Raw genomic sequence first — 20,852 nt, 5'->3', positions numbered from 1 at the left:
GATTTAAGAATAAGGTTTTAATACAAATCTTTCAACATTTGTGCCAGTTCTTGTTTTCGGGCTTCTCCCAGATCCCTGTCAATATCCTGAAACTTAAAGTAGATAGTTTCTAATTCGTCAGGAGCTAATAGGTTTTCGGCCAACACAAAAAGTTCATCTCCTTCGGCGGAGATATGGTCGCGTAGCTCGCTGATATACTTTCGTAAAACTTTATAAGATCTGGGATAGTCTCCGGTTGCTAAGGAATCTGTGATTTCTGCTGAGTATTCCCGAAAATCTTCATGGTGCTGATTAAATTCATCAATGATACCATGCAAGGTAAAGTCAGGATGCTCATAAATAGTTGGAAATAAGACGGTTTCCTCTTTGTTGTGATGGTATCCGTCTGCATATTCACGGAAAAAAGTGAGTAATTGGGTAACTACAGATTTATATTTTTCGGGATCTTTTTCCCAAGTATTATCAATGTTTTGGATGATTTCATAGGATTGTAGGATGATGTCATGCTCATCATACATTATTTGAATCGGGTTATTCATGATAAAAAGAAATTCTATTGAGTTGTTGGAACTATTGTGATATTAAGATGTAGGTAAAAAGTTGAGTATTAATTTACACATGGTCTATTCCGGAGAAAAAGAAGTTAATTTCTCTGGCAGCGTTTTCGTCAGAATCAGAACCGTGTATAGCATTTTTTTCGAGGGATTGGCCATAGAGTTTTCGGATTGTGCCGTTTGCGGCTTGTTCTGGATTTGTAGCACCGATGATTTCGCGGAAAGCGAGTACGGCATTATCTAACTCTAAGGCCATTGGAATGCAAGGCCCACTGGTCATATAGACAACTAAATCGTTGAAAAAAGGACGCTCGCGATGAACAGCATAAAAGGCAGCAGCTTGCGCTGTTGATAAATGCATTAATCTCATCGCATTGATTTTTATCCCCTTAGCGAGTAAATGATCAATAATTTTTCCGATATGTCCATTCTGAACGGCATCCGGCTTGATAATGGCTAATGTTTTTTTTCCTGACATGATTTTTTTGATAATAATATAAATATACTTTTAAAATTTATTCAACCGGATAAATCCATGAAAATTTATCGGGTATGTTTCCAAAACGAATGTCTTTTAGTTGTTTCATCAGAGTTGGGGCTATTTTCCAAGAATCCATTGGGGGTAGATTCATGTCTTTTCCTTCATGCCCGATTGCAATAATGGGTGCAATACCTACGGCGGTTCCGGTACCAAATACTTCTTGAAGTTTTCCGTCTTTATAGGTTTGGGCGATTTCATCAATAGAAATATCACGTTCTTCTACCGGAATATTGGCATCTTTTAGTAAAGTAATCACGCTGTCTCTGGTGATTCCGGCAAGTATTGTTCCGGTAAGCCTTGGTGTAACTACCTTTCCGTCAATGACAAAGAATACGTTCATGGTTCCGGATTCTTCGATGTTCTTTCGGGTTTCTGCGTCCATCCAAAGTACGTTTGTGTAGCCAAGTGCTTTGGCTTCGCGGGTAGCTAACAAAGAGTTTGCGTAATTTCCGGCTACTTTGGCAAAGCCTACGCCTCCTTGATAAGCACGTACAAAGTTATTAGCAACCATAACCTTGATTGGGTCAGTGTAGTAAATGCTCACCGGGCAAGTAAGAATAATTAGGCGGTAGGTGAGGGATTCTCTTACGCCGATAAATTCATCGGTAGCAAAATAGACTGGCCTGATATACAGGGAGTTTTGCTCTCCGGGTAGTACCCATTCGTTGTCAATTTTCATCAGTTCAACCAGCATATCCATAAAGAGGTCTTGTGGAATTTCCGGCATACACAGGCGTGAAGCGGAGATATTTAACCGTTTATGATTGTCTAAGGGTCTGAATAGAACTACTTTACCGTCTTTGTTTCGATAGGCTTTCATTCCTTCAAAGATAGCTTGGCCATAATGAATTGCTGAAATTGCGGGTGATGTGGGGATATAGCCATAAGGCTGGATACGTGGGCGGTGCCAAGCACCTTCGGCGTAATCTATGCAAGCAATATGATCGCTAAAATGCTTCCCAAAAGAGACATTTTTAGTATCTACTTCTTTGATGCGGGATTCGCTAACCCGCTCAACGATTACTTTTCCGGTTTTGGATTCAATAATAGACATAATTTATTTAATCAGCATGGATAACTTCGATGTCAAAAAATAAGGTTGCGTCTGGCGGTATCATGTTTCCGGCACCTCTTTTTCCATAGCCTAATTCGGCGGGGATTCGGAGTGTTCCTTTTGAGCCTACGGGGAAAAGTTGAATACCTTCGTCCCAACCTTTTATAACTTGACCTGCGCCTAATGTAAAGTCAATAGGCTGGTTACGTTCAAAGGAACTGTCAAAAACGGTTCCATTTTCTAAGTAACCTTTATAGTGAACGCTTACTTTTTTGCCGGCTTCTGGTTTTTTGCCTTGCCCAAGTTGGGCGATTTTGTAACCCAATCCGGACGTTGTTACGGTGTAGCCTAGGTTCTTTTGGGCGGTGTACCAAGCATTAAAAGCTTCGTGCAAAAAGACAATATCTTCGGCAGATATTTTATTCTTAGTTTGTTTCACAACAGCTAACATCCCCGCTGCATCTGTTTTGGCAGGAATAGTTAATTTCTGAACCTTTGCTCCTTGTTTGGAAAAAAAGTAAACATCAGAATCTTTATCAACGAACTGGGCGCATTTAGACGGAAAAGATTTATGGTCAAAACAGAAATCTGCTTTCTTGCCGATTTCGGGGCAAGATGGGCACTGTGCTTGTAGTAGGGAAACTATTCCAAAGGTGCATAAAATGCTTACAATAAATACTTTCATGTAAAATTTACAATAATTAACAAAGCAAAACTACACAAAAAAATAACTTAGCCAAATGTTTATTTTATTTTGTAATTTTGGCTGCTGCCAAGAATACTTGGTTCAAAATCATAAAATTACGCCTTTCAAGTAATTAAAAAATCGTAAATTTAATACCCATAAACTTCTGTTATACGCTTTTATAGTAGTTTATATTAAATTGTTATTTTTGGCTTTTAGAACTTGTAAGTTTGCCAACTCGCAGTAATTTTGTCATTAAATTTTAAAAGAATAATAATCTTTTAGCCACCAAAATTGTTAGAAATATATTTGCCATCAGTATCCATGCTTGTTAAGCCAAACGAACCAGATTTTGATTTTGAACTCTCTGATATTAAACGTTTAACGGACGTTATCCATACGAAGTACGGATTTGACTTTGAGAACTATGCACTTTCTTCATTCAAGCGAAGAATTCTTTCTGTAATTAAAAAGTATCATATCAAATCATTTGATGCGTTACTTCAAAAGGTTATCCATGATGCACATTTTTTCGAGCAATTTGTGATGGATATTACGGTAAACACAACCGAAATGTTTAGAGATCCGAGTTTTTTTCGGGTACTTCGTACCCAGATATTGCCGGAATTAGCACAAAAACCAAGTTTTAATGTATGGCATGCAGCTTGCTCTACAGGCGAAGAAGTGCTATCTTTAGCAATATTAATGAAAGAATTGGGGATTTTGCAACAAGCAAAAGTATATGCTACAGACATAAACCAAAATGTTTTGAGAAAGGCATCCAGCGCAAAAATTTCTATTAGGTCGTTAGCATTGGCAGAATCTAATTATTTAGCAACCCAGCCCACCAAAAGACTATCCGACTACTACCAGATTGTAGATACAGAAGTGCAATTTAACCCTGAGCTAATTAAGCAGGTGAAATTTAAACATCATGATTTAGCGGTAGATAGCCATTTTTATAAATTTGACTTAATTTTATGTAGAAATGTATTGATTTATTTTAATCAGGTATTACAAAATAGAGTATTTGAATTGCTGCATCATAGTTTATTTCCCAGTGGTTTATTGGCATTAGGCTCTAAAGAATCCATGATTTGGTGTAAAATTGCTGATAAATATGAGGTAATAAATGATATAGAGAAGATTTATCGCAAAGTAAGACCTTAACCTGATGTTGCCGGTATTGAACAAGTTTCGGTATCGTATCATTGCGATTGGCGGCTCAGCAGGAAGTTTTTCGATAATTAATGCTATCTTGCAGCAATTACCTACTAATTATCGCTTGCCAATTTTGATGGGACTTCACCGACTAAAAGATAAAAGAGAGGGATTTCAGGAGGCTTTAATGTTAAAAGCATCTATGGAGGTAGTAGAACCCTATGATAAAGAGATAATTCGACCGGGTATTGCTTATCTCGCACCGGCAAATTATCATTTATTAGTAGATTTTCCGGGAAATTGCTCCCTATCTACTACCGAATTGGTGCAATTTTCTCGCCCGTCTATTGATGTTTTATTTGAATCAGTAGCTGATGTCTATGGAAAGGATTCTTTGGCTATTTTACTTTCTGGAGCTAATAAAGATGGAGCAGAAGGGATGGCTACCATTAAAAGGAGGGGGGGGCTAACGATTGTGCAAGATCCCAGCGACTGCGCTATGCCTACTATGCCTAAAGCTGCCTTACAAGCTACCGAGATTGACCATGTGCTCAAAACAGCAGAAATCATAGAACTCCTGAAACGACTACACTGATGCTGAAATCGCTCTCATTAACCTACAAATTGTATGTAAGCTTAGCATTGATTATGTTTTTCTTTGCGATGCTTTCTGTTATAGGGCTGTATTTCTTTAACCAAAACACGTCTAATCTCTTGCTAATAGAGCAACAAGAGCTAAAAACCAAAAATTTAATGATACAGACCAAAACCCTAATTGAGTCTGCTATCAATGATATTAATAGCTGGATGATTTTAAAAGATAGTGATACATACCAAACCCAAAAATTAAAATTATCACCAGCATTTTCCACAATTAGAGTTCAATTAAATGATTTAGAACAAATAACCAAAGATCCATTACAGAAATCAGAACTAAAGTTACTTTCCAAACGCCTTACTCAGTTTGAAACTAACTTTCACCACATTCAAAATCGCTTATCCGGTACAGAATCCTTTAAAGATTCAACAGCTTTTAACCAAAGTATTCAAATTTTGTATGAAAAAATTATCCCGATAGTAGAAGAAATCAGAAGAATTACCCAAGCCAGCTTGGCCAAGTCAGATACAGAAGTTAAAGATAAGTTCGATGAATTTAGATTTAATTCATTTTATTTCAATGAGTTGATTTTTATAGGAGTAGTTCTGATTGCCCTAACGATGTTAGGGCTTGGTTTTTACTTAATACGGATATTTATAGCTCCTGTTTTTGAAATACGTGACCAACTTGCTCAGATGGCTTTAGGGGATATTCCAAACATCCAGCTCCAGATAGGGGACGGTGAGTTGGGAGAAATTGCTGTTTCTATAAACTTAGTTACTGACAACCTAAAACGCTACACAGACTTCGCTATCAAAATTGGGCAGGGGAATTTCGGTGCAGGATTTAATCGCTTAGGCGACGAAGATACGCTGGGAATAGCACTTATCAATATGCGCCAGCGACTACTCCAGATTCAACAGCGAGAGGAAAGAAGAAATTGGTACAACGTAGGTTATGCTAAATTTGCAGAAATATTACGCCAAAGAATTGACCTTAATTCATTATGTGATGAGGTCATTTCTAATTTAGCTCGATACTTAAATACCAGCCAAGGAGCTATATTTTTGGTTGAATCTGATAACCCAAACGAGCCAACCCTGAATATGGTGAGCAGCTTTGCCGGAGATAGAAACAAACTGACTCAACGTTCTTTTCCGATTGGTGCAGGCCTGGTAGGGCAGTGCGCCCGCGAACTTGAAATTATCTATCTCACCAAAATTCCCGAAAATTATGCAACGTTATCTACCGGCCTGAACGAAGCTACCCCGAATACATTGCTCTTAGTACCGCTCGTTTCTAATGATAACCTACAAGGAGTTATTGAACTCATCTCTTTTGACCTATTCAAAGAAGATGAAATTGACTTTATCAAAAAAGTAGGGGAATCTGTGGCTTTGGTGATTTCTACTACGAAAACCAACGACAATACCTTAAAATTACTCAATCAATCCCAAGATCTCAGCAAGCAGCTTAGCCTAAAAACAGAAGAGTTAGAGAAAAATGCAAAAATAATGCTTGCCACTCAATTAGAATTAACCGAAAGCAACACTAAGTTGGCGGCACAAATGGATAGGCTGAACCAAACAGCCTCAGACCTTGCCAAAAGTGAAGAAAAAATCCAAAGACTGCTTGAAAATGCCTCCGAAGTAATCACTATCTTTAATAAAGAAGGCAAAGTTTTATATGAAAGCCCGTCCATAGAAGCCATATTAGGCTACCAACCCTATGAACTCCTTGGCGAAACAGAATTCAGAAACGTATATCATGAAGATATTCCAAAGCTCAAAGGAATGTTTCAGAAGCTACTCTCTGACCCAGCTAACCCCACAACCATAGAATTTCGTTATCGCAAAAAAAATGGCTCATTAACATGGTTGGAAACAGTAGGCAAAAATCTACTCCATGACCCCAGTATTGAAGGCATCGTTACCAACACACGTGATGTTACAGAGCGTAGGCGGGCAGACCTCAATGCCAGACGTAAACTCCAATTCCAATCGCTATCCGAAAACTCACCAGACCTTATCATCCGATTAGATATTCATTTTCGATTCTTATACGTAAACCCTTCTATCGAAAAATATACCGCTCAAGAACCGGATTATTTCATCAAAAACACACTCCACAACGTGGGATTTTCATTCCCAGTAATTGATGCATTTGAAAAAATCATCAACGACGTTCAAAAAAGTAGAGAAAAAGACCGCATCGAAATAGTATTTCCCTCCAATATAGGAGACCGGATAATGCAACTCGAAGTGATCCCAGAATTTAACTTAGATAACGTTATTGAAACTGTCTTAATCGTTGCACACGACATCACCGAAATGAAGCTATATGAACAACGAATTATAGCCCAAAATCAAAAATTAGAGCAAATCAACTTAGAAGTTTTAATACAAAAAGCACAAATTGAGGAGAAAAATAAAGACATCACCGAAAGTATCGAGTATGCAAAACGAATACAAGAGTCTATTTTGCCGGATTCCAGACTGTTAGACCATGGCCTAAACCAATACTTTATATTTTACCGCCCCAAAGATATTGTAAGCGGAGACTTTTATTGGTTTACCCAACAAGAAAATAAAACATTTTTAGCGGTTGTAGATTGTACCGGCCATGGCGTACCCGGGGCGTTTATGAGCTTAATCGGTTATTCATTACTAAATCAGATTGTAAAAGAAAGAGGTATTACCGAACCGGCAAAAATACTCTCTGAGTTAGATAGAGGAGTAAAAGAAGCACTCCGCCGAGATAATGCCGCCAGCCAATCCAAAGACGGAATGGACGTTTGCCTAATAGTTATAGACAGCCTCCGGTGGGAAATAAAATTTGCCGGAGCAAACCGCCCGCTTTATTGGTGGCATCAATATGATATTATTGAAATCAAAGGTACGAAACTCTCTATCGGCGGTATAGAATCAGAAGGAATACGTACTTTTGAACAGCATCTGCTTAATATCGAAAAAGGAGATTGTATGTATCTATTCTCTGACGGCTATGTGGACCAATTCGGTGGACCACGAAATAAAAAACTGACCTCAAAACGGTTTCGAGAAATTATTATCAGAAACCAACATAAAAGTATAGCCGAACAAAATAGACTTTTTGAAAAAGCCTTTGAAGAATGGAAAGGAGATAACAATCAAGTAGATGACGTAGCCTTAATAGGTGTACGGTTTTAAAAAAATACAACCATGGCAACCTTAAAATCATGAAACATATTGCCTACTTCTGGAGCGGAATTAATGGCTGGGTAATATGCTCTGTGTTGGCTACCATTACTTTTGTTTCTTATTGGTTTTCAGTATCTTTCCCTATTTACTTTTGGATAGCAGCAGCAGCTTCAACAGAACTTATCTATAGCATTGACCATTGGGCTGATGCTCGTCGTGCCAAAGACCCGCAAACTTTGTCCTTCCGGCATAGAATTTTTAAAGAATACCCAACTATCATGTTGTTATGGATAAGTATCGTAGCCGGAATATTAGTATTTTGTATATTCTATCTACCCAAGCAGGTGTTTTTGGTGGGAATAGCCGGAGTTGCTGCCATTGCCGTTTGGTATTTTATCAGATACATTTTTTTACGGAAAATAGCCATTAGCTTTTGGCTTAAAGCCGTAGGAATTTCTATGGGATACGTTTTAGGGCTTTGGGGAACGATGGCTATGTTTTTACATACTCAGGGACAAAAAATAGACTTCAAAAAATGGGCATTTCCCATGATAGGGTATGTCTTAATTGCCTTAATCAATGTATTAATCTGTGCCAATACCCAAATCAACTATGATATTCAGCATGGATTTGAAAAAGATATTGACACTAAGGTGATTTTAAAATACCTGATTGGAATAACCGGATTATTTTGGCTATTGTTATCATCAGTAAGTTTTTGGCCATCAATCTGTTGTGTCTTTATTTGCTTGGGATTTTACGGGCTTCACCAAAAACCTGTTTTACACTCACTTTTTCCTGAAACACAGCTTGCAGATGCTTTATTGGTAATTCCGCTTGTTTTACCGTTATGTAGATTTTTAAGCAGTACTTTTGCTTAATACTGTATTTTACTAAGAATAGATTTAAGATACTATTAATAAGCTATTTACATAATAGAAAATTGTGATGTTAATTTTATTATCGTTTTTAATAATCCTTTTTGGGGTTATTCTGAGCATCCTTTTTGGGCTTCAGAAAGCCTCTCCCAATAATCATTCTGAGCAGCTTTCTATTTCACAAAAAGTAGCAATCTTAATTGCCGTTAGAAATGAATCTGAAAATTTACCGGTATTATTTCAGTCCCTTCGGGAACTCATTCCCCCTACCCATAACTTTGAAATATGGTTTGGAAATGACCATTCCGAAGACGATTCAGGAAATCTTATTCGGGAGTTTTGTTCTCGACAAACGAATGCGAAATATCTTATCATAAATAAAAACCTACCCGGAATTTATGCAAAACAAAATGTTTTAGCCCAGCTAATTCAGGCTGTTCCGGATGCAGATTATTATTTAGTTACAGATGCAGATATTGTACATAATCCAAACTGGGCGGTGGAGTTGGTTAATGCCATGCAAAAACAGCAGCTTGGGGTGGTTTCCGGAATCACTATTGTAAACGGAAGGAGCTTTTTTGCCAAACTACAAGGTTTAGATTGGCTATTTTCGGCCAGTTTTTTAAAGTTTTTTGCGGATAGAAATATTCCAATTACTGCAATTGGAAATAACATGGGTTTTTCAAGAGCTGCTTACCAGAAAACAGGCGGCTACGAGAAGTTGCCTTTTTCAATAACGGAAGATTTTTTGCTGTTTAGTGCCATTTTAAAGCATGGATTTCGGCACGGGATAGTGTTTAATACTGCAAGTACCAATATTTCAGCACCGGCTAAGGACTTATCAACGTGGTTTCGCCAGCGCAAACGCTGGCTCACCGGCGGCTTAGCAGCCCCATGGTATGCCCACGTCCTAATAGTATTGTTTGTTCTAAGTAATATTGCCAGCCTAATCATCTTGCTTCTATACCTCAATTCATTTACTATCACTATATTAATTATGAAAATTGCTGCCGAAGTAGCTTGGCTAACCAAAAATGCAATGATTGTTCGGCAACAAAACTTACTTAGGTACATTCCGTTTTACTATCTTTACGGATTATTTAGTGCAATCTTTTTACCGCTATATTTTATTTTACCCGGAAAAATTGATTGGAAAGGAAGAAAACTATGAAGCAATATACAGAAGTTATACAGCGAAAATTTCCCGATGATAACCGGCTTGGATTTTACATACGCCCAAATTTACCCGCCACAAAAATTGGTATGGCTCTAATGGGCAATACCAAAATCGCTTCCCCATCTGATGTAGTAGCCGTCTTAGAATATGGCAGTTTTTTATCTAAAAAATATCTGATTCTTACCCACACAGAATGCTATTACGGTAAAGGTAGTTTTAAATTAGAAGACTTAAAAAGTATTATTTTAAACCAAAAAGATACCTTGCAGATAGCTGTTAATCAGGGAGGTAGCATTGTAAATCATATTTTGGATTTAGACAATGAGCAAGTTGCTGCGCTACTCATCAACGTATTTGATGAAATATCCAATACCCCCAAAGAAGTTTCGGTAGAGGTTAAGGCTGATTATTCCCAGTATAGCAAAGAGGCTGTTCAGTGGTTAGAAATCCGTGATGAGGTGATGAAAACGATAGATCTGCTAAACCAAAAATTTCAGGATGGAAAGCTATCTTTATTAGAATTTGAAGAAAAAAAATCAGATTTACTAAGCCGTTTGTAAAAATCACTTTACATAACCGGTAGCTAACAAGCCCCAAAATGCTTTCAGATAAGCGAAGTGTAGTATTTTTAGTGCTTTCAGGTATCTTTATTACCAATGCACTTGTAGCCGAAATGATTGGCGGAAAACTGATACAGGTAGCCGGAATTACGTTGAGCCTTGGTATTTTACCTTGGCCAATAGTCTTTTTGACTACCGATTTGATCAATGAATACTTTGGAAAAGAAGGAGTTCGTAAAATCACCGTACTAACTGCGTCCCTGATTTTATATGTATTTATAGTTTTATACCTTGGAGTTCAGATTCAGGCCGTTTCTTTTTCGCCGGTATCAGACGAAGCCTTTCAGCAAGTATTCGGGCAATCTATGTGGATAATCTTTGGCAGTATTATTGCTTTTTTGACATCCCAACTTTTAGATGTAGTAGTTTTTACGTTTTTTAAATCCAAAACACAAGATAAACACATTTGGCTACGGGCTACAGGTTCCACAATTATCTCCCAGCTTATTGATAGTTTTATTGTATTAGCCATTGGCTTTTATTTACCTGGCAAAATAACCTTAGCTGAGTTTTGGCAAATCGGGATAAGCGGCTACACCTGTAAACTAATAATAGCAATTTTGCTCACTCCCCTCATTTATGCAGGGCATTTTTTAATCCACGCTTATTTGGATGACAAAAAAATGTGATATACTGAAAACGATTGCTAACGATAGAACTTTCTTGCCAATCTTTTTATCATGATTTCTGATCCACAACTCAAAAAATAAAAAATACCTCAAATTAAGTATTTGTACTAACAAAATAAAGCTATTATTTTGTGAATTAGAATTATTCTAAATCCAAATAGGGATTTCTATAATGCTGAAAGCAAAAATTCTGGTAGCAGACGCGCATACGCTTACACGAGAGGGAATTAAATCAATTCTTTCCCGAAAAGAAGACATTCAAATTTGCGGGGAAGCTAAAGACAACACAGAATTACCCAAAGAGCTGAAAAGACTAAGGCCGGATATTGTTATCATTGACTTTTATGTGCCAAATTATTTTTCTATCGAAGACATTGCTTTTATCAGAAAAAAATATCCGCATATTAGAATCGTGGTAATTTCTACCAATACTAAAAAAGAAGATGTTTTAAAGGTTTTAGATCTGGGTGTAAATTCTTATTTACTAAAAGAATGTAGTGAAAATGAGGTAATTAGTGCGGTTTATGCAGCCACTCAAAAAGAAAAATTTTTCTGCGGCAGAGTTATGGATGCTATTTTGGAAAAAACAACCCACTATTGTTCTCCCGATTCGGTTTGTGAACAGTGCCAAGAACCGCTACTGAGTGAACGCGAAATAGAAATAATCAAACTGATCACAGAAGGATTTACGACCCATGAAATTGCAGAAAAACTAATCTTGAGCTTTCATACAATTTCTACACATAGAAAAAATATTTACAACAAACTCAATATCAGGAGTTCATCCGAACTTATTGTTTATGCTATGAAAAAAGGAATCATAGCTTTGCAGAACCCTGAACAGCTAATTTAATACCTTATTCGCGGTATTGTTTAGATTTAGTCTAAATAATAACTTTGCTGCCGAATTGATTTTACAACAACATAAATAAGAATTGAGTTTTATGAAACTATTAAAAAGTATTGTTTTTATAGGTGCGTTTTGGCATCTTATTTCGGCTACTGCCTTTGCGCAATCAGATAACGGAAATATCTCGGGAATGGTACAAGATAAAGTAGGAAAACCCGCAGAGTTGGTATCCGTTTACCTTGAAAATACTACCTACGGCGCATTTACAGACGAAAATGGAAAATTTACAATAAAAAATATCCCACAAGGCGAGTATGTAATTACGGTTACAGGAACAGAATTTACACCGGTTAAGCAAAATATTACCGTTAATGCAGGGCAAACAACGAACGTCTCATTAATGCTTGTCGAAAAAATTCATACACTCAGGGAAGTAAATATCACCTCTACGGGTGTAAAAGGTGAAATTAAAGATATTCCGGGAACCGTTTATATGATTGATTCAAAACAGATACAGGAATCCGGCGCGCAAAGCATCGGACAAATCATAACCCGAGTGCCGGGAACCAACTACCTTGATGAAGACGGAAGAGGTTTAAAACCCAATATCGGGCTTCGTGGCCTTGACCCGCTGAGAAACAGAAACTTATTGGTACTAATGGACGGAAAGTTCCCCATCGGAATGACTTATTATGGCGACCCAGCCTCTTATTACATGACCCCCGTTCAGGATATAGACAAAATAGAGGTCATCAAAGGCGCATCTCCCGTTCTATACGGAGGCTATTCCGTGGGCGGCGTGATTAACTTAATCACCAAAAAAGGAACTTTCCTCCCACAAACAAAAGCAGACATTTCCTATGGAAGTTTTAACACCTTAAACCTACAACTCTCAACAAGCGGAAATAACGGAAAATTTAACTATATGGTTTCTGGATTACGCAGACAAGGAGATGGATTCAGAGAAAGAAGTAAATTTGAAATCAACGATTTTACGATTAATCTGGGTACAAATATTGACTCAACGTCCGAACTCTCGGTCTATCTAAACGGTTTTAGCGAAAACTCACAAACACCTGGAGGCTTAACCCAAACCCAATATGACTCCGCTATGACACAAAGCCAACACCCCGCCGACCAATTCTACTCAAAACGATTTAGTGCAGCTATTTCCTACAAAAAAATATATAAAAAATACCATTCCTTTTCCAGTTCATTATATGGAAATTATTTTCAACGGGATTGGTGGATCGCCTACAAAAACCCAACAAATAATGGTTATTTGAGGGATATTCATGCACTTGGCAATGTCTCTGATTATCAATTTACCAAAGATGTTTTGGGCAGAAAAAATTCCTTAATAGCCGGATTTCGTATCCATACAGATCGTTTAGATGACATCAACATTGCCGGAGCAACCCAAGATGCCAGAACCGGTAAAACAACCGGAAACAATATCAACACCAGCTTTATTTATGAAGCATATATCTATGATGAATTTAATGTCGTTAAGAACTTGACTTTTGCTCCCGGAATCCGTTATTCTAACATCAGCTACAAACGGAGTAATTTCATAGATGCCAGAACAGATAAGATGAATACAGCAGCCTTTGTTTACTCTGGAGGCCTTATCTACAAATTGCTTGACCATTCCCGAGTCTATGCAACCGTCTCACGCGGATTTCAACCTCCAACACTAAATGCAGCCGTAAACCCCGGAAATATTGACAAAGGAGTGGACTTAAAACCAGAAACATCCATGAATTATGAAGTAGGATTCAGAACAGACCCACTCGAATGGCTCTCACTCAACGCATCTATTTACAGAATGGACTTTACCAACAAAATAATCTCTGAAAGCGGAATTAACAAAAATGTGGGGGGAAGCTATCATAGAGGTGTTGAAGCTGAATTAGAGTTAGGCGCATGGAAAGGTATCAGCTTCTTTGCAAACGGAGCAGTGCAAAAAGCTACATTCACCACAGGTACAGACAGCGGAAAAATATTACCCAATGCCCCACAACAAATGCTATCAATGGGTATCCGATATAAATTCCCATTTGAAAAACATAATTTAGTAATCAATATCTTCGATAACTATGTAGGAAAACAATATAGCGACTCTAAAAATACCGAAGATGGAACCTTAGACGGAAAAAGTGGGGCTGTACCTGCCTATAATGTGGTGAATGCAACCATAAACTATAGCCGAAAACATTGGGGAGTGTATCTAAACCTAAACAACGTATTGGATGCAAAATACTTTACCTTGAGATGGGCATCTTGGAACGGAATAATCCCCTCACCGGGCAGAAACCTATTGCTCGGCGTAAAAATTAATTTTTAATACCTAAAATGAACAACCTAACACGATTTTTGAAAATCCTATTGGTATTCCCTGCCTTAGTAGCCGGCTATCTTATCGTATCAGCCCATTTTATCTGGATAGAAACAGCAGGAACAGCAACAATAGGCAAAGAATATCCAGTTAATATATTTTTCGGAGAAGTTAATGCTAACCAAAAAGAAGTTGCCGGCGGACGCTTAGATGAAATGGACGGACTAAAAACCGTTTGTATTACTCCCAAAAGTGTAGAAAAAGAACTGCAACTGACGAAACAAAATGACCGCTTTTCCGCAAAGTTTATACCTGAAGAAACCGGACTTTATCAGATATTGACAAGCAACAGCGTTGCTAAAGTGATGGATTTAAGAAAATATCAATTAGGGATTGTAAAACCGATGTTCTATGCACGTGAGTTTGTATTGTGCGTAAGTAGTTCAAATACAGAAACAACACAAGAAACAGCTATCGCTCCCTACTTTGATTTAGACTTAATTCCGGATTTTAGTACCGCAAAACGCAATACCTTTGTGGCCAATCAGCCAGTAAACTTTTATTCCTACTTTAAAAAGAAACCCATCAAAGGCGGAAAAATATTTGCATATGCACCCAACGGATGGTCAAAAGAAATTGACGCTGATGCTAACGGGCTTTGCACCTTTACCCCGTTATGGGAAGGACAATACGTAATTGACTGGGTTTATCCCGAAGATGCTCCCGGAACATATAAGGAAAAATTCTTTGAGTTTATCAGACACAGAGCCGTATTGACAATCAACGTAAGCAAATAATGCGTAAATTTAGCTCAGGTAAAATACACCAATACATTGGCCTTGTCTTTCTCCCGCTTATTCTAATTTCTGCAGTTTCTGGATTTTTTAGAGCCAATCCTAAATTTTTCTGGAAAGAAGACTATAAAAAGGTAAAAAACCAAGTCCATAAAAATAACATACAATCACCTAAGATTCAGATTGATAGCATTTTTAGTATCTTAAAAAGACAATCTATAGATACGGTTTCTATTACAGAGATAAAGTTAAAAGCCGAAGTAGGAAAACTCTTTTATGACGTTAAATCAAAAGGTAAACCTCCAGTTTTAATTAATGCAGAAAATGGAAATATAGAAAGTCCGCTTTCAAAAGAATTAGCCCTATCTATTGCTAATCAATACGTAGCGATAGGTACTGAGCTTTCTCAAATTTATTCTGACGATAGCTACCGCACCAGAAAAGGTAAAAAAAACAGACCTGTGTATGTAGCGGAATATAATGACGCACTTCACACCAAAATTTACATTGATAAATTTAATGGAGATATAGAAGAAGAAATAGACGATAATCTGAAATACGGCATCTGGATGATTAAATTACACGAATTTGATTTTTGGGATATGCGGCAGTTTAATCTGAGTTTTGTCGGAATCGGGCTAACGCTTATTGTACTATCCGGATTTCTCTGGTGGCTGCGAAAAAAGAGATATTTCAGGAACTTTTGGAGGAAGAACACCCTAATACCAAAGAGGCAAAATTAATTTTTGCCTCTTTTTATTTCAGAAAAATAGTACTAAGTTTATTGAAACTAATTAGTTAGCTCGTTTATTTTAAGTCCGTCAAAACTTCCAGAGGACATAAGCAGCAATACTGTTTTGGAGTTTAAAAGCGGCTTAAGTGCCTCTGTTAATGTTCTCTTGTTTCGCAGAACAATAATACTTAAATCTTGAAAACCCTCCTGAATAACGGAATCCGCTATCGCAGGAAGTTTTTTTAGTTTAAGAGCGTGGTCGCTAATAAACACAAATTTTTTAGCCGCTTTACTTAGTGAACCTGCATAACGTTTTAAAAATGAAGAATTTAAACTGCTAAAAGTATGTAATTCTAAGCAAGCAATCACTTCTTTTTTATCATATTTTGACAAAACAGCATCTACCGTTGCATTTACTTTGGATGGAGCATGGGCAAAATCTTGAATAAACAGTCCGTTCTTCTCTGAAGTGATAAGTTGCATCCGTTTGTCTGGACCTTGAAAAGAGACCATAGCTTGGATAAACTGATGGGGAGAAAGCCCTAATAAACGGCAAACTTGCCATGCAGCAGAAATATTCGCAAAATTATGATTCCCAAATAGTTGTGTTGTTCCCTTTTCACCAGCTAACCGATATTCTGTATGGGTATTTTTATACTTAAAAGAAATTGTTTCATAGGGAACAGCATAATGAATATCCGGTTTTGTATATTTTTGAACCAATGAACTCACCTGTGCATCCTCAGCATTATAGATTACGGTTCCAGCTTTGGGTAACTGCTGAACCAGTTTTTCAAACTGCTGATAATAAATTTCTTCCGTTTGAAAAACATTGATATGATCCCAAGATATTCCGGTGATAACAACCATGTGGGGTTGATAGACCAAAAATTTAGGAATAGGAAGCATTGGAGAAGCTAAATATTCATCGCCCTCGGCTATTAACACCGATGAATGTTCCGTCAAATGAACCATATTTTTGAACCCAGGTAGAATGGAGCCTACCAAGAAATCAACTTCGATGTTATTTTCCTTTAAAATATGTAAAATAATGGAAGTTGTAGTCGTTTTTCCATGACTGCCGGCTATTACGATTCTTTGTTTGTGTTTAGCGTGCTGAAAAATAAACTCCGGAAATGATAACGTGTTTATTTTTAGCTCTTTAGCTTTTGATAATTCTGGGTTATCTGCTTTAGCGTGCATTCCCACGATTATCAAATCTATATTTTGTGTTATTTTTTCTGGAAACCATCCGGTATTTTCGGGTAGTAGTCCGGCCTGTGCTAACCTGCTGCGGGAGGGTTCCCATATTTCGTCGTCAGAACCGGTAACGATATGCCCTAATTCCAATAGCTCTAACGCTAAATTGTGCATAACTGCCCCACCAATTGCAATTAAATGGATTCTCATCTGAATTTCCGCAAAAATACAGCTTAGTTGTAAAAATTAGCCCTTTTTTGTAAAAAACTTATGCTTATCGAAAGATAAACTACGGAAAAACCAATTGATGGTTACAGAAAAGTTTAACTTTACTTATATTAAACTTTTTCTCTCTAAAAAACAACTAAATTTTACTTTTTGCTGTTTACAAAGCTATGAACATCGGAATCGTATGTTACCCAACCTATGGGGGAAGTGGCGTTTTGGCAACTGAATTGGGGAAAGCATTAGCTCAAAAAGGACATTCGGTTCATTTTATATCTTATGATAAGCCGGTAAGGCTTAGCTATTTTGAACAAAATATTATTTACCACGAAGTTAGACCAATTGAGTATCCGGTGTTTCACTATATTCCGTATGAGTCATCCCTTTCTGGAACGATTGTAGAGGTAGCCCGTTTTTATGGCCTTGACTTGTTGCACGTTCATTATGCCGTTCCGCACGCCACAAGTGCTTGTTTGGCTCGTGATATTTTGAAGCAGTATGATATTCATTTACCGATTGTTACCACACTACACGGCACAGACATTACCTTAGTGGGCAAAGAGGAGTTTTATTCATCAGTAGTTACTTATTCGATTAACCAAAGTGATGCGATTACCTCAGTATCAGAGTTTTTGCGAAAGGCAACATATCAATTTTTTGAAATCACGAAAGAAATAGATGTAGTCCCTAATTTTGTTGATTTTGAGCGTTTTTCGCGAAGACCAAAGCAGGTATTTAAGAGTTTATTAGCTCCTAATCAGGAAAAATTAATTGTTCATGCCTCAAATTTTAGGGCAGTAAAAAGACCTTATGACGTATTAGCGGTATTTGAAAAAATCCGTACTGCAATAGCTTCAAAACTGATTATGGTGGGAGACGGGCCGGAAAGAAGCCACTTAGAACGATTGGTACGGGAAAAAGGCTTGAATAATTGTGTGATTTTCCCAGGAAAGCAAGACTGCATTGAAGATATTCTTTCTATTGGAGATTTGTTTTTATTGCCTTCGGAATCCGAAAGTTTTGGCTTAGCAGCCTTAGAAGCAATGGCTTGTGAAGTTCCTGTAATAGCTACTGATGTTGGAGGCTTACCGGAACTCATTACGCATGACCAAAATGGAATCTTATGCCCGATGGGGGCAACTGATGCTATGGCTGCCGCTGCAATTGAGATACTAACAAACCCTACTAAGCATGATGCTATGGCAAAGGCTGCCTTAACCAGAGCTAAGTACTTTTCGTTAGAAAACTCCTTAGCAAAATATGAAGCTATTTACCATAAAATCACAAGCCAAGCATAAAAAAGTCCACCCTTAATAAGGTGGACTTTTGGGCTAAATAGGCACAGAACTAATCGTTCATTTTATCTTGCTTAGGATTGTATTTGCGGATGATAAACTCCGTTCTACGATTGGGCTGGTTTTCTTCGTTATTTTTTGCATTCACAACAATTAAGTTTTTCTCTCCATAGCCCATAATGATAATCCTATTCTTTTCTAATCCTTTGTTTGTTAGATAGTTTGCAGCTTCCGTTGAGCGTTTTCTAGACAGAATCAGGTTAGAAACATCACTACCGACTGGGTCTGCATAGGAAGCTAATTCTACAATTAGCGCAGGGTTATCATGTAACACTTGAATGATTTTGTCTAAAATAGGTTTATCTTGTTCACGAACACTTGAACTGTTAAAGTCAAAATAGATGTTGGGGAGGTCGTCAGATTTTTTACCCACTTCGACTTTTTCCATAACAATTTTAAAATCAATTGCATCTTCATTTCCGAGTATGATTTTGCCGCGCTTACTTAGGTAGCCTTTTCTCCGAGCGAGAGTAGTGTAGGTATAGTTTTTTTCGAGTTCTACTAAAAACTTACCGCTTGGGTCTGTCATAGATTTTCTGACAACTTCTTTTTCGTTGAAAATCTGAACAACTACGCTATCGAGGGATTTGTTTTTAGTTTTTTCTACGGCAATAACATTAACTTGTGTTTTTTCGGTATTAGAGGCTGCAACTTCTGGTTTTTTGGCAGTGGTATCTTCAACTGGTGGTTTGGGGGTGAATTTTGTTATCAGATAAATATCGTCTTGGCCTTTTCCACCTTTTCTGTTAGAAGAAACGAAACCCCAATCTTTATTTTCGCTGAGATAAAAGCCGAAATCATCCATAGATGAGTTGATATACATTTTGAGATTTTGGACGCTGCCGTAGGTAGCTCCATTTTTGGTAGCTGAAAATACGTCTAAGCCGCCCATTCCCGGGTGGTAATCAGATGAAAAATAAAGTGTTCCATCTGTATGAATACTTGGAAAAACTTCGTTTCCGGGGGTGTTAACTTCTTTGCCTAAGTTTACTGGCTTTCCCCAGCTATTCCCTTCTTTGCGGCACATCCACAAGTCCATATTACCACTACCGCCGGGCATATCGGAAACGAATAGAATTTCGTTACCATCTTTGCTGACAGCGGGGTGCCCTACAAAATAATTGGGATTATTATAGGGAAAATCGGCAAAGCTACCCCAAGTCTTTTGGGCATCATCCCAAACGGCGGTAACAATTTTCATGGAAGTGGTGTTGCGGATACCTAAATCTGGGTTTCCTTTTTTCTCAATAGTGCGGCCAAAAAATAGTTTTTTTCCGTCTGCCGTTACTGTTGCGGGGCCTTCATGCAACGGTAAGTTGATTGTATTACCCAATGCACCGGGAGTTTTGAATGTTTTATCGGCTTGGGAAAATTCGCAAAAGTATAAGTCAAAATATGGAAACCCTGAAAAATTATCCGTTTTTTGCTTTTTGAGATCTACACGGTAGCGATTTGAAGCAAAGATAAATCCGTTTTTGTAAGGAACAGGACAAATATCAGACATATTAGAGTTGATTTTTTCTACTTTATCTGCATTGTAGCTATTGGTTTCAGAGAGTGTTTTCTGGGCAAAATCACAGCTTTTAATATATTGCTGGCCTCTGGGGTCAGATGAAGCTTCTTTGGCAAATTTTTCAAATTGGATTTTGGCTTCTTCATATTTTCCGGCCATTTTCAGGGTCTGGCCATAGCGAAGGTATTGCTCAGGAGCTACTTTTTTGCTGGTGATTTTTTGATACCATTTTTCGGCTTGGGCAATCTGGCCTATTCTTCGGTAGCAATCGGCGATTTTTTCCATAGCCTCTTGATTTTGGCCTTTTTCTAACTCTTTTTGGTACGCAGCTATTGCTAAAGAAAATTTATTAGCATTATATAATTTGTTACCTTTTTTTAGCTGGGCAAACCCTCCTATACTGGAAAAAAGCATTCCAAATAGTAATAAATAGACAATTCGTTGATACATAATTCTGTTTATTGCTGTTCTTGCTTGCAAATGTAGATAGAATCTGTTTTAATTTAGCGTAATATTTGCCAAAGCTAAAAAGTTTTTACTTGTATCAAAATTTGATAACTTTGGTACTGGGTTGTTAATAGTTGCTGGTTACTTTTTTATCTATGATTAGAAAAGCACACAAGTGGTCAGTTTTTTCAAAAAGATTTTTATCCCAAAACAAGATAAAACTTTTTCAGAGTAAATTATTATATTTCAATCTATTAAAAGTTAAATATAATCTTGTTTTAGCAATTTAGGGTGATAATCTCCGTATGTAAATAAAATATC

General features: G+C 37.4%; 17 protein-coding genes and 1 pseudogene. 12 read left to right on the top strand and 6 right to left on the bottom strand.

The window, feature by feature from the left end; genetic code table 11:
- Nucleotides 1-17 precede the first annotated feature (17 nt).
- The 4 genes and pseudogenes from LC115_00775 to LC115_00760 form a co-directional block, all read right to left on the bottom strand.
- Nucleotides 18-539: a hemerythrin domain-containing protein gene (locus LC115_00775; protein ID MCZ2355213.1), complete on the bottom strand. Its 522-nt coding sequence runs from the start codon at nt 537-539 to the stop codon at nt 18-20.
- A 73-nt stretch (nt 540-612) separates the two neighbouring features.
- Nucleotides 613-1,032 carry a nucleoside-diphosphate kinase gene (gene ndk, locus LC115_00770; protein MCZ2355212.1) on the bottom strand — a complete coding sequence of 140 codons (420 nt, stop codon included), beginning with the start codon at nt 1,030-1,032 and terminating at the stop codon, nt 613-615.
- A 37-nt stretch (nt 1,033-1,069) separates the two neighbouring features.
- Complete coding sequence (locus tag LC115_00765) at nt 1,070-2,149, bottom strand: branched-chain amino acid aminotransferase (protein MCZ2355211.1); 1,080 nt, start codon at nt 2,147-2,149, stop codon at nt 1,070-1,072.
- Between the two features lie 7 nt (nt 2,150-2,156).
- Nucleotides 2,157-2,498: pseudogene (locus tag LC115_00760) on the bottom strand (FKBP-type peptidyl-prolyl cis-trans isomerase).
- Between the two features lie 660 nt (nt 2,499-3,158).
- Between LC115_00760 and LC115_00755 the strand changes: the two are divergent.
- The 11 genes from LC115_00755 (at nt 3,159) to LC115_00705 (ending at nt 15,801) form a co-directional block, all read left to right on the top strand.
- Entirely contained in the window at nt 3,159-4,004 is an 846-nt protein-coding gene (locus LC115_00755; protein MCZ2355210.1) for a protein-glutamate O-methyltransferase CheR, read from the top strand.
- A 4-nt stretch (nt 4,005-4,008) separates the two neighbouring features.
- On the top strand, nt 4,009-4,590 hold the full coding sequence (locus LC115_00750; GenBank protein ID MCZ2355209.1) for a chemotaxis protein CheB: 582 nt from the start codon (nt 4,009-4,011) through the stop codon (nt 4,588-4,590).
- Nucleotides 4,590-7,781 carry a PAS domain S-box protein gene (locus LC115_00745; GenBank protein ID MCZ2355208.1) on the top strand — a complete coding sequence of 1,064 codons (3,192 nt, stop codon included), beginning with the start codon at nt 4,590-4,592 and terminating at the stop codon, nt 7,779-7,781. Before LC115_00750 ends, LC115_00745 begins: the two co-directional genes overlap by 1 nt.
- Before the next feature lie 29 nt (nt 7,782-7,810).
- Nucleotides 7,811-8,653: a hypothetical protein gene (locus tag LC115_00740; protein MCZ2355207.1), complete on the top strand. Its 843-nt coding sequence runs from the start codon at nt 7,811-7,813 to the stop codon at nt 8,651-8,653.
- 67 nt (nt 8,654-8,720) lie between these two features.
- Nucleotides 8,721-9,821, top strand: a complete 1,101-nt coding sequence (locus tag LC115_00735) for a glycosyltransferase (GenBank protein ID MCZ2355206.1) — start codon at nt 8,721-8,723, stop codon at nt 9,819-9,821.
- The gene (locus LC115_00730; GenBank protein MCZ2355205.1) at nt 9,818-10,387 is read left to right on the top strand and encodes a hypothetical protein; all 570 of its coding nucleotides are present in this window, start codon (nt 9,818-9,820) and stop codon (nt 10,385-10,387) included. The genes LC115_00735 and LC115_00730 overlap by 4 nt, the downstream gene beginning before the upstream one ends.
- Nucleotides 10,388-10,425: 38 nt before the next feature.
- Nucleotides 10,426-11,076, top strand: a complete 651-nt coding sequence (locus tag LC115_00725; protein ID MCZ2355204.1) for a queuosine precursor transporter — start codon at nt 10,426-10,428, stop codon at nt 11,074-11,076.
- A 172-nt stretch (nt 11,077-11,248) separates the two neighbouring features.
- Nucleotides 11,249-11,929, top strand: a complete 681-nt coding sequence (locus tag LC115_00720; GenBank protein MCZ2355203.1) for a response regulator transcription factor — start codon at nt 11,249-11,251, stop codon at nt 11,927-11,929.
- A gap of 91 nt (nt 11,930-12,020) precedes the next feature.
- The gene (locus LC115_00715; GenBank protein ID MCZ2355202.1) at nt 12,021-14,273 is read left to right on the top strand and encodes a TonB-dependent receptor; all 2,253 of its coding nucleotides are present in this window, start codon (nt 12,021-12,023) and stop codon (nt 14,271-14,273) included.
- Between the two features lie 8 nt (nt 14,274-14,281).
- Nucleotides 14,282-15,061 carry a DUF4198 domain-containing protein gene (locus tag LC115_00710; GenBank protein MCZ2355201.1) on the top strand — a complete coding sequence of 260 codons (780 nt, stop codon included), beginning with the start codon at nt 14,282-14,284 and terminating at the stop codon, nt 15,059-15,061.
- The gene (locus LC115_00705; GenBank protein MCZ2355200.1) at nt 15,061-15,801 is read left to right on the top strand and encodes a PepSY domain-containing protein; all 741 of its coding nucleotides are present in this window, start codon (nt 15,061-15,063) and stop codon (nt 15,799-15,801) included. The genes LC115_00710 and LC115_00705 overlap by 1 nt, the downstream gene beginning before the upstream one ends.
- A 47-nt stretch (nt 15,802-15,848) precedes the next feature.
- On the opposite strand, the gene LC115_00700 is transcribed toward LC115_00705, so the two are convergent.
- Entirely contained in the window at nt 15,849-17,201 is a 1,353-nt protein-coding gene (locus LC115_00700) for a Mur ligase domain-containing protein (protein ID MCZ2355199.1), read from the bottom strand.
- 185 nt (nt 17,202-17,386) lie between these two features.
- On the opposite strand from LC115_00700, the gene bshA reads away from it, so the two are divergent.
- Entirely contained in the window at nt 17,387-18,514 is a 1,128-nt protein-coding gene (gene bshA / locus LC115_00695; protein ID MCZ2355198.1) for an N-acetyl-alpha-D-glucosaminyl L-malate synthase BshA, read from the top strand.
- Between the two features lie 49 nt (nt 18,515-18,563).
- On the opposite strand, the gene LC115_00690 is transcribed toward bshA, so the two are convergent.
- Nucleotides 18,564-20,534, bottom strand: coding sequence for an OmpA family protein (locus tag LC115_00690; protein ID MCZ2355197.1), 1,971 nt, complete (start codon nt 20,532-20,534; stop codon nt 18,564-18,566).
- Nucleotides 20,535-20,852 lie beyond the last annotated feature (318 nt).

The organism is Bacteroidia bacterium, assembly GCA_026932145.1.
GTDB lineage: Bacteria > Bacteroidota > Bacteroidia > J057 > JAIXKT01 > JAIXKT01.
This window is presented reverse-complemented; position numbering and strand designations above follow the sequence as displayed.

What these genes read in the sequence shown, in the direction of transcription:
- LC115_00775 (MCZ2355213.1), bottom strand. Translation starts at nt 539, where the DNA reads ATGAATAACCCGATTCAAATAATGTATGATGAGCATGACATCATCCTA.
- ndk (MCZ2355212.1), bottom strand. Translation starts at nt 1,032, where the DNA reads ATGTCAGGAAAAAAAACATTAGCCATTATCAAGCCGGATGCCGTTCAG.
- LC115_00765 (MCZ2355211.1), bottom strand. Translation starts at nt 2,149, where the DNA reads ATGTCTATTATTGAATCCAAAACCGGAAAAGTAATCGTTGAGCGGGTT.
- LC115_00755 (MCZ2355210.1), top strand. Translation starts at nt 3,159, where the DNA reads ATGCTTGTTAAGCCAAACGAACCAGATTTTGATTTTGAACTCTCTGAT.
- LC115_00750 (MCZ2355209.1), top strand. Translation starts at nt 4,009, where the DNA reads ATGTTGCCGGTATTGAACAAGTTTCGGTATCGTATCATTGCGATTGGC.
- LC115_00745 (MCZ2355208.1), top strand. Translation starts at nt 4,590, where the DNA reads ATGCTGAAATCGCTCTCATTAACCTACAAATTGTATGTAAGCTTAGCA.
- LC115_00740 (MCZ2355207.1), top strand. Translation starts at nt 7,811, where the DNA reads ATGAAACATATTGCCTACTTCTGGAGCGGAATTAATGGCTGGGTAATA.
- LC115_00735 (MCZ2355206.1), top strand. Translation starts at nt 8,721, where the DNA reads ATGTTAATTTTATTATCGTTTTTAATAATCCTTTTTGGGGTTATTCTG.
- LC115_00730 (MCZ2355205.1), top strand. Translation starts at nt 9,818, where the DNA reads ATGAAGCAATATACAGAAGTTATACAGCGAAAATTTCCCGATGATAAC.
- LC115_00725 (MCZ2355204.1), top strand. Translation starts at nt 10,426, where the DNA reads ATGCTTTCAGATAAGCGAAGTGTAGTATTTTTAGTGCTTTCAGGTATC.
- LC115_00720 (MCZ2355203.1), top strand. Translation starts at nt 11,249, where the DNA reads ATGCTGAAAGCAAAAATTCTGGTAGCAGACGCGCATACGCTTACACGA.
- LC115_00715 (MCZ2355202.1), top strand. Translation starts at nt 12,021, where the DNA reads ATGAAACTATTAAAAAGTATTGTTTTTATAGGTGCGTTTTGGCATCTT.
- LC115_00710 (MCZ2355201.1), top strand. Translation starts at nt 14,282, where the DNA reads ATGAACAACCTAACACGATTTTTGAAAATCCTATTGGTATTCCCTGCC.
- LC115_00705 (MCZ2355200.1), top strand. Translation starts at nt 15,061, where the DNA reads ATGCGTAAATTTAGCTCAGGTAAAATACACCAATACATTGGCCTTGTC.
- LC115_00700 (MCZ2355199.1), bottom strand. Translation starts at nt 17,201, where the DNA reads ATGAGAATCCATTTAATTGCAATTGGTGGGGCAGTTATGCACAATTTA.
- bshA (MCZ2355198.1), top strand. Translation starts at nt 17,387, where the DNA reads ATGAACATCGGAATCGTATGTTACCCAACCTATGGGGGAAGTGGCGTT.
- LC115_00690 (MCZ2355197.1), bottom strand. Translation starts at nt 20,534, where the DNA reads ATGTATCAACGAATTGTCTATTTATTACTATTTGGAATGCTTTTTTCC.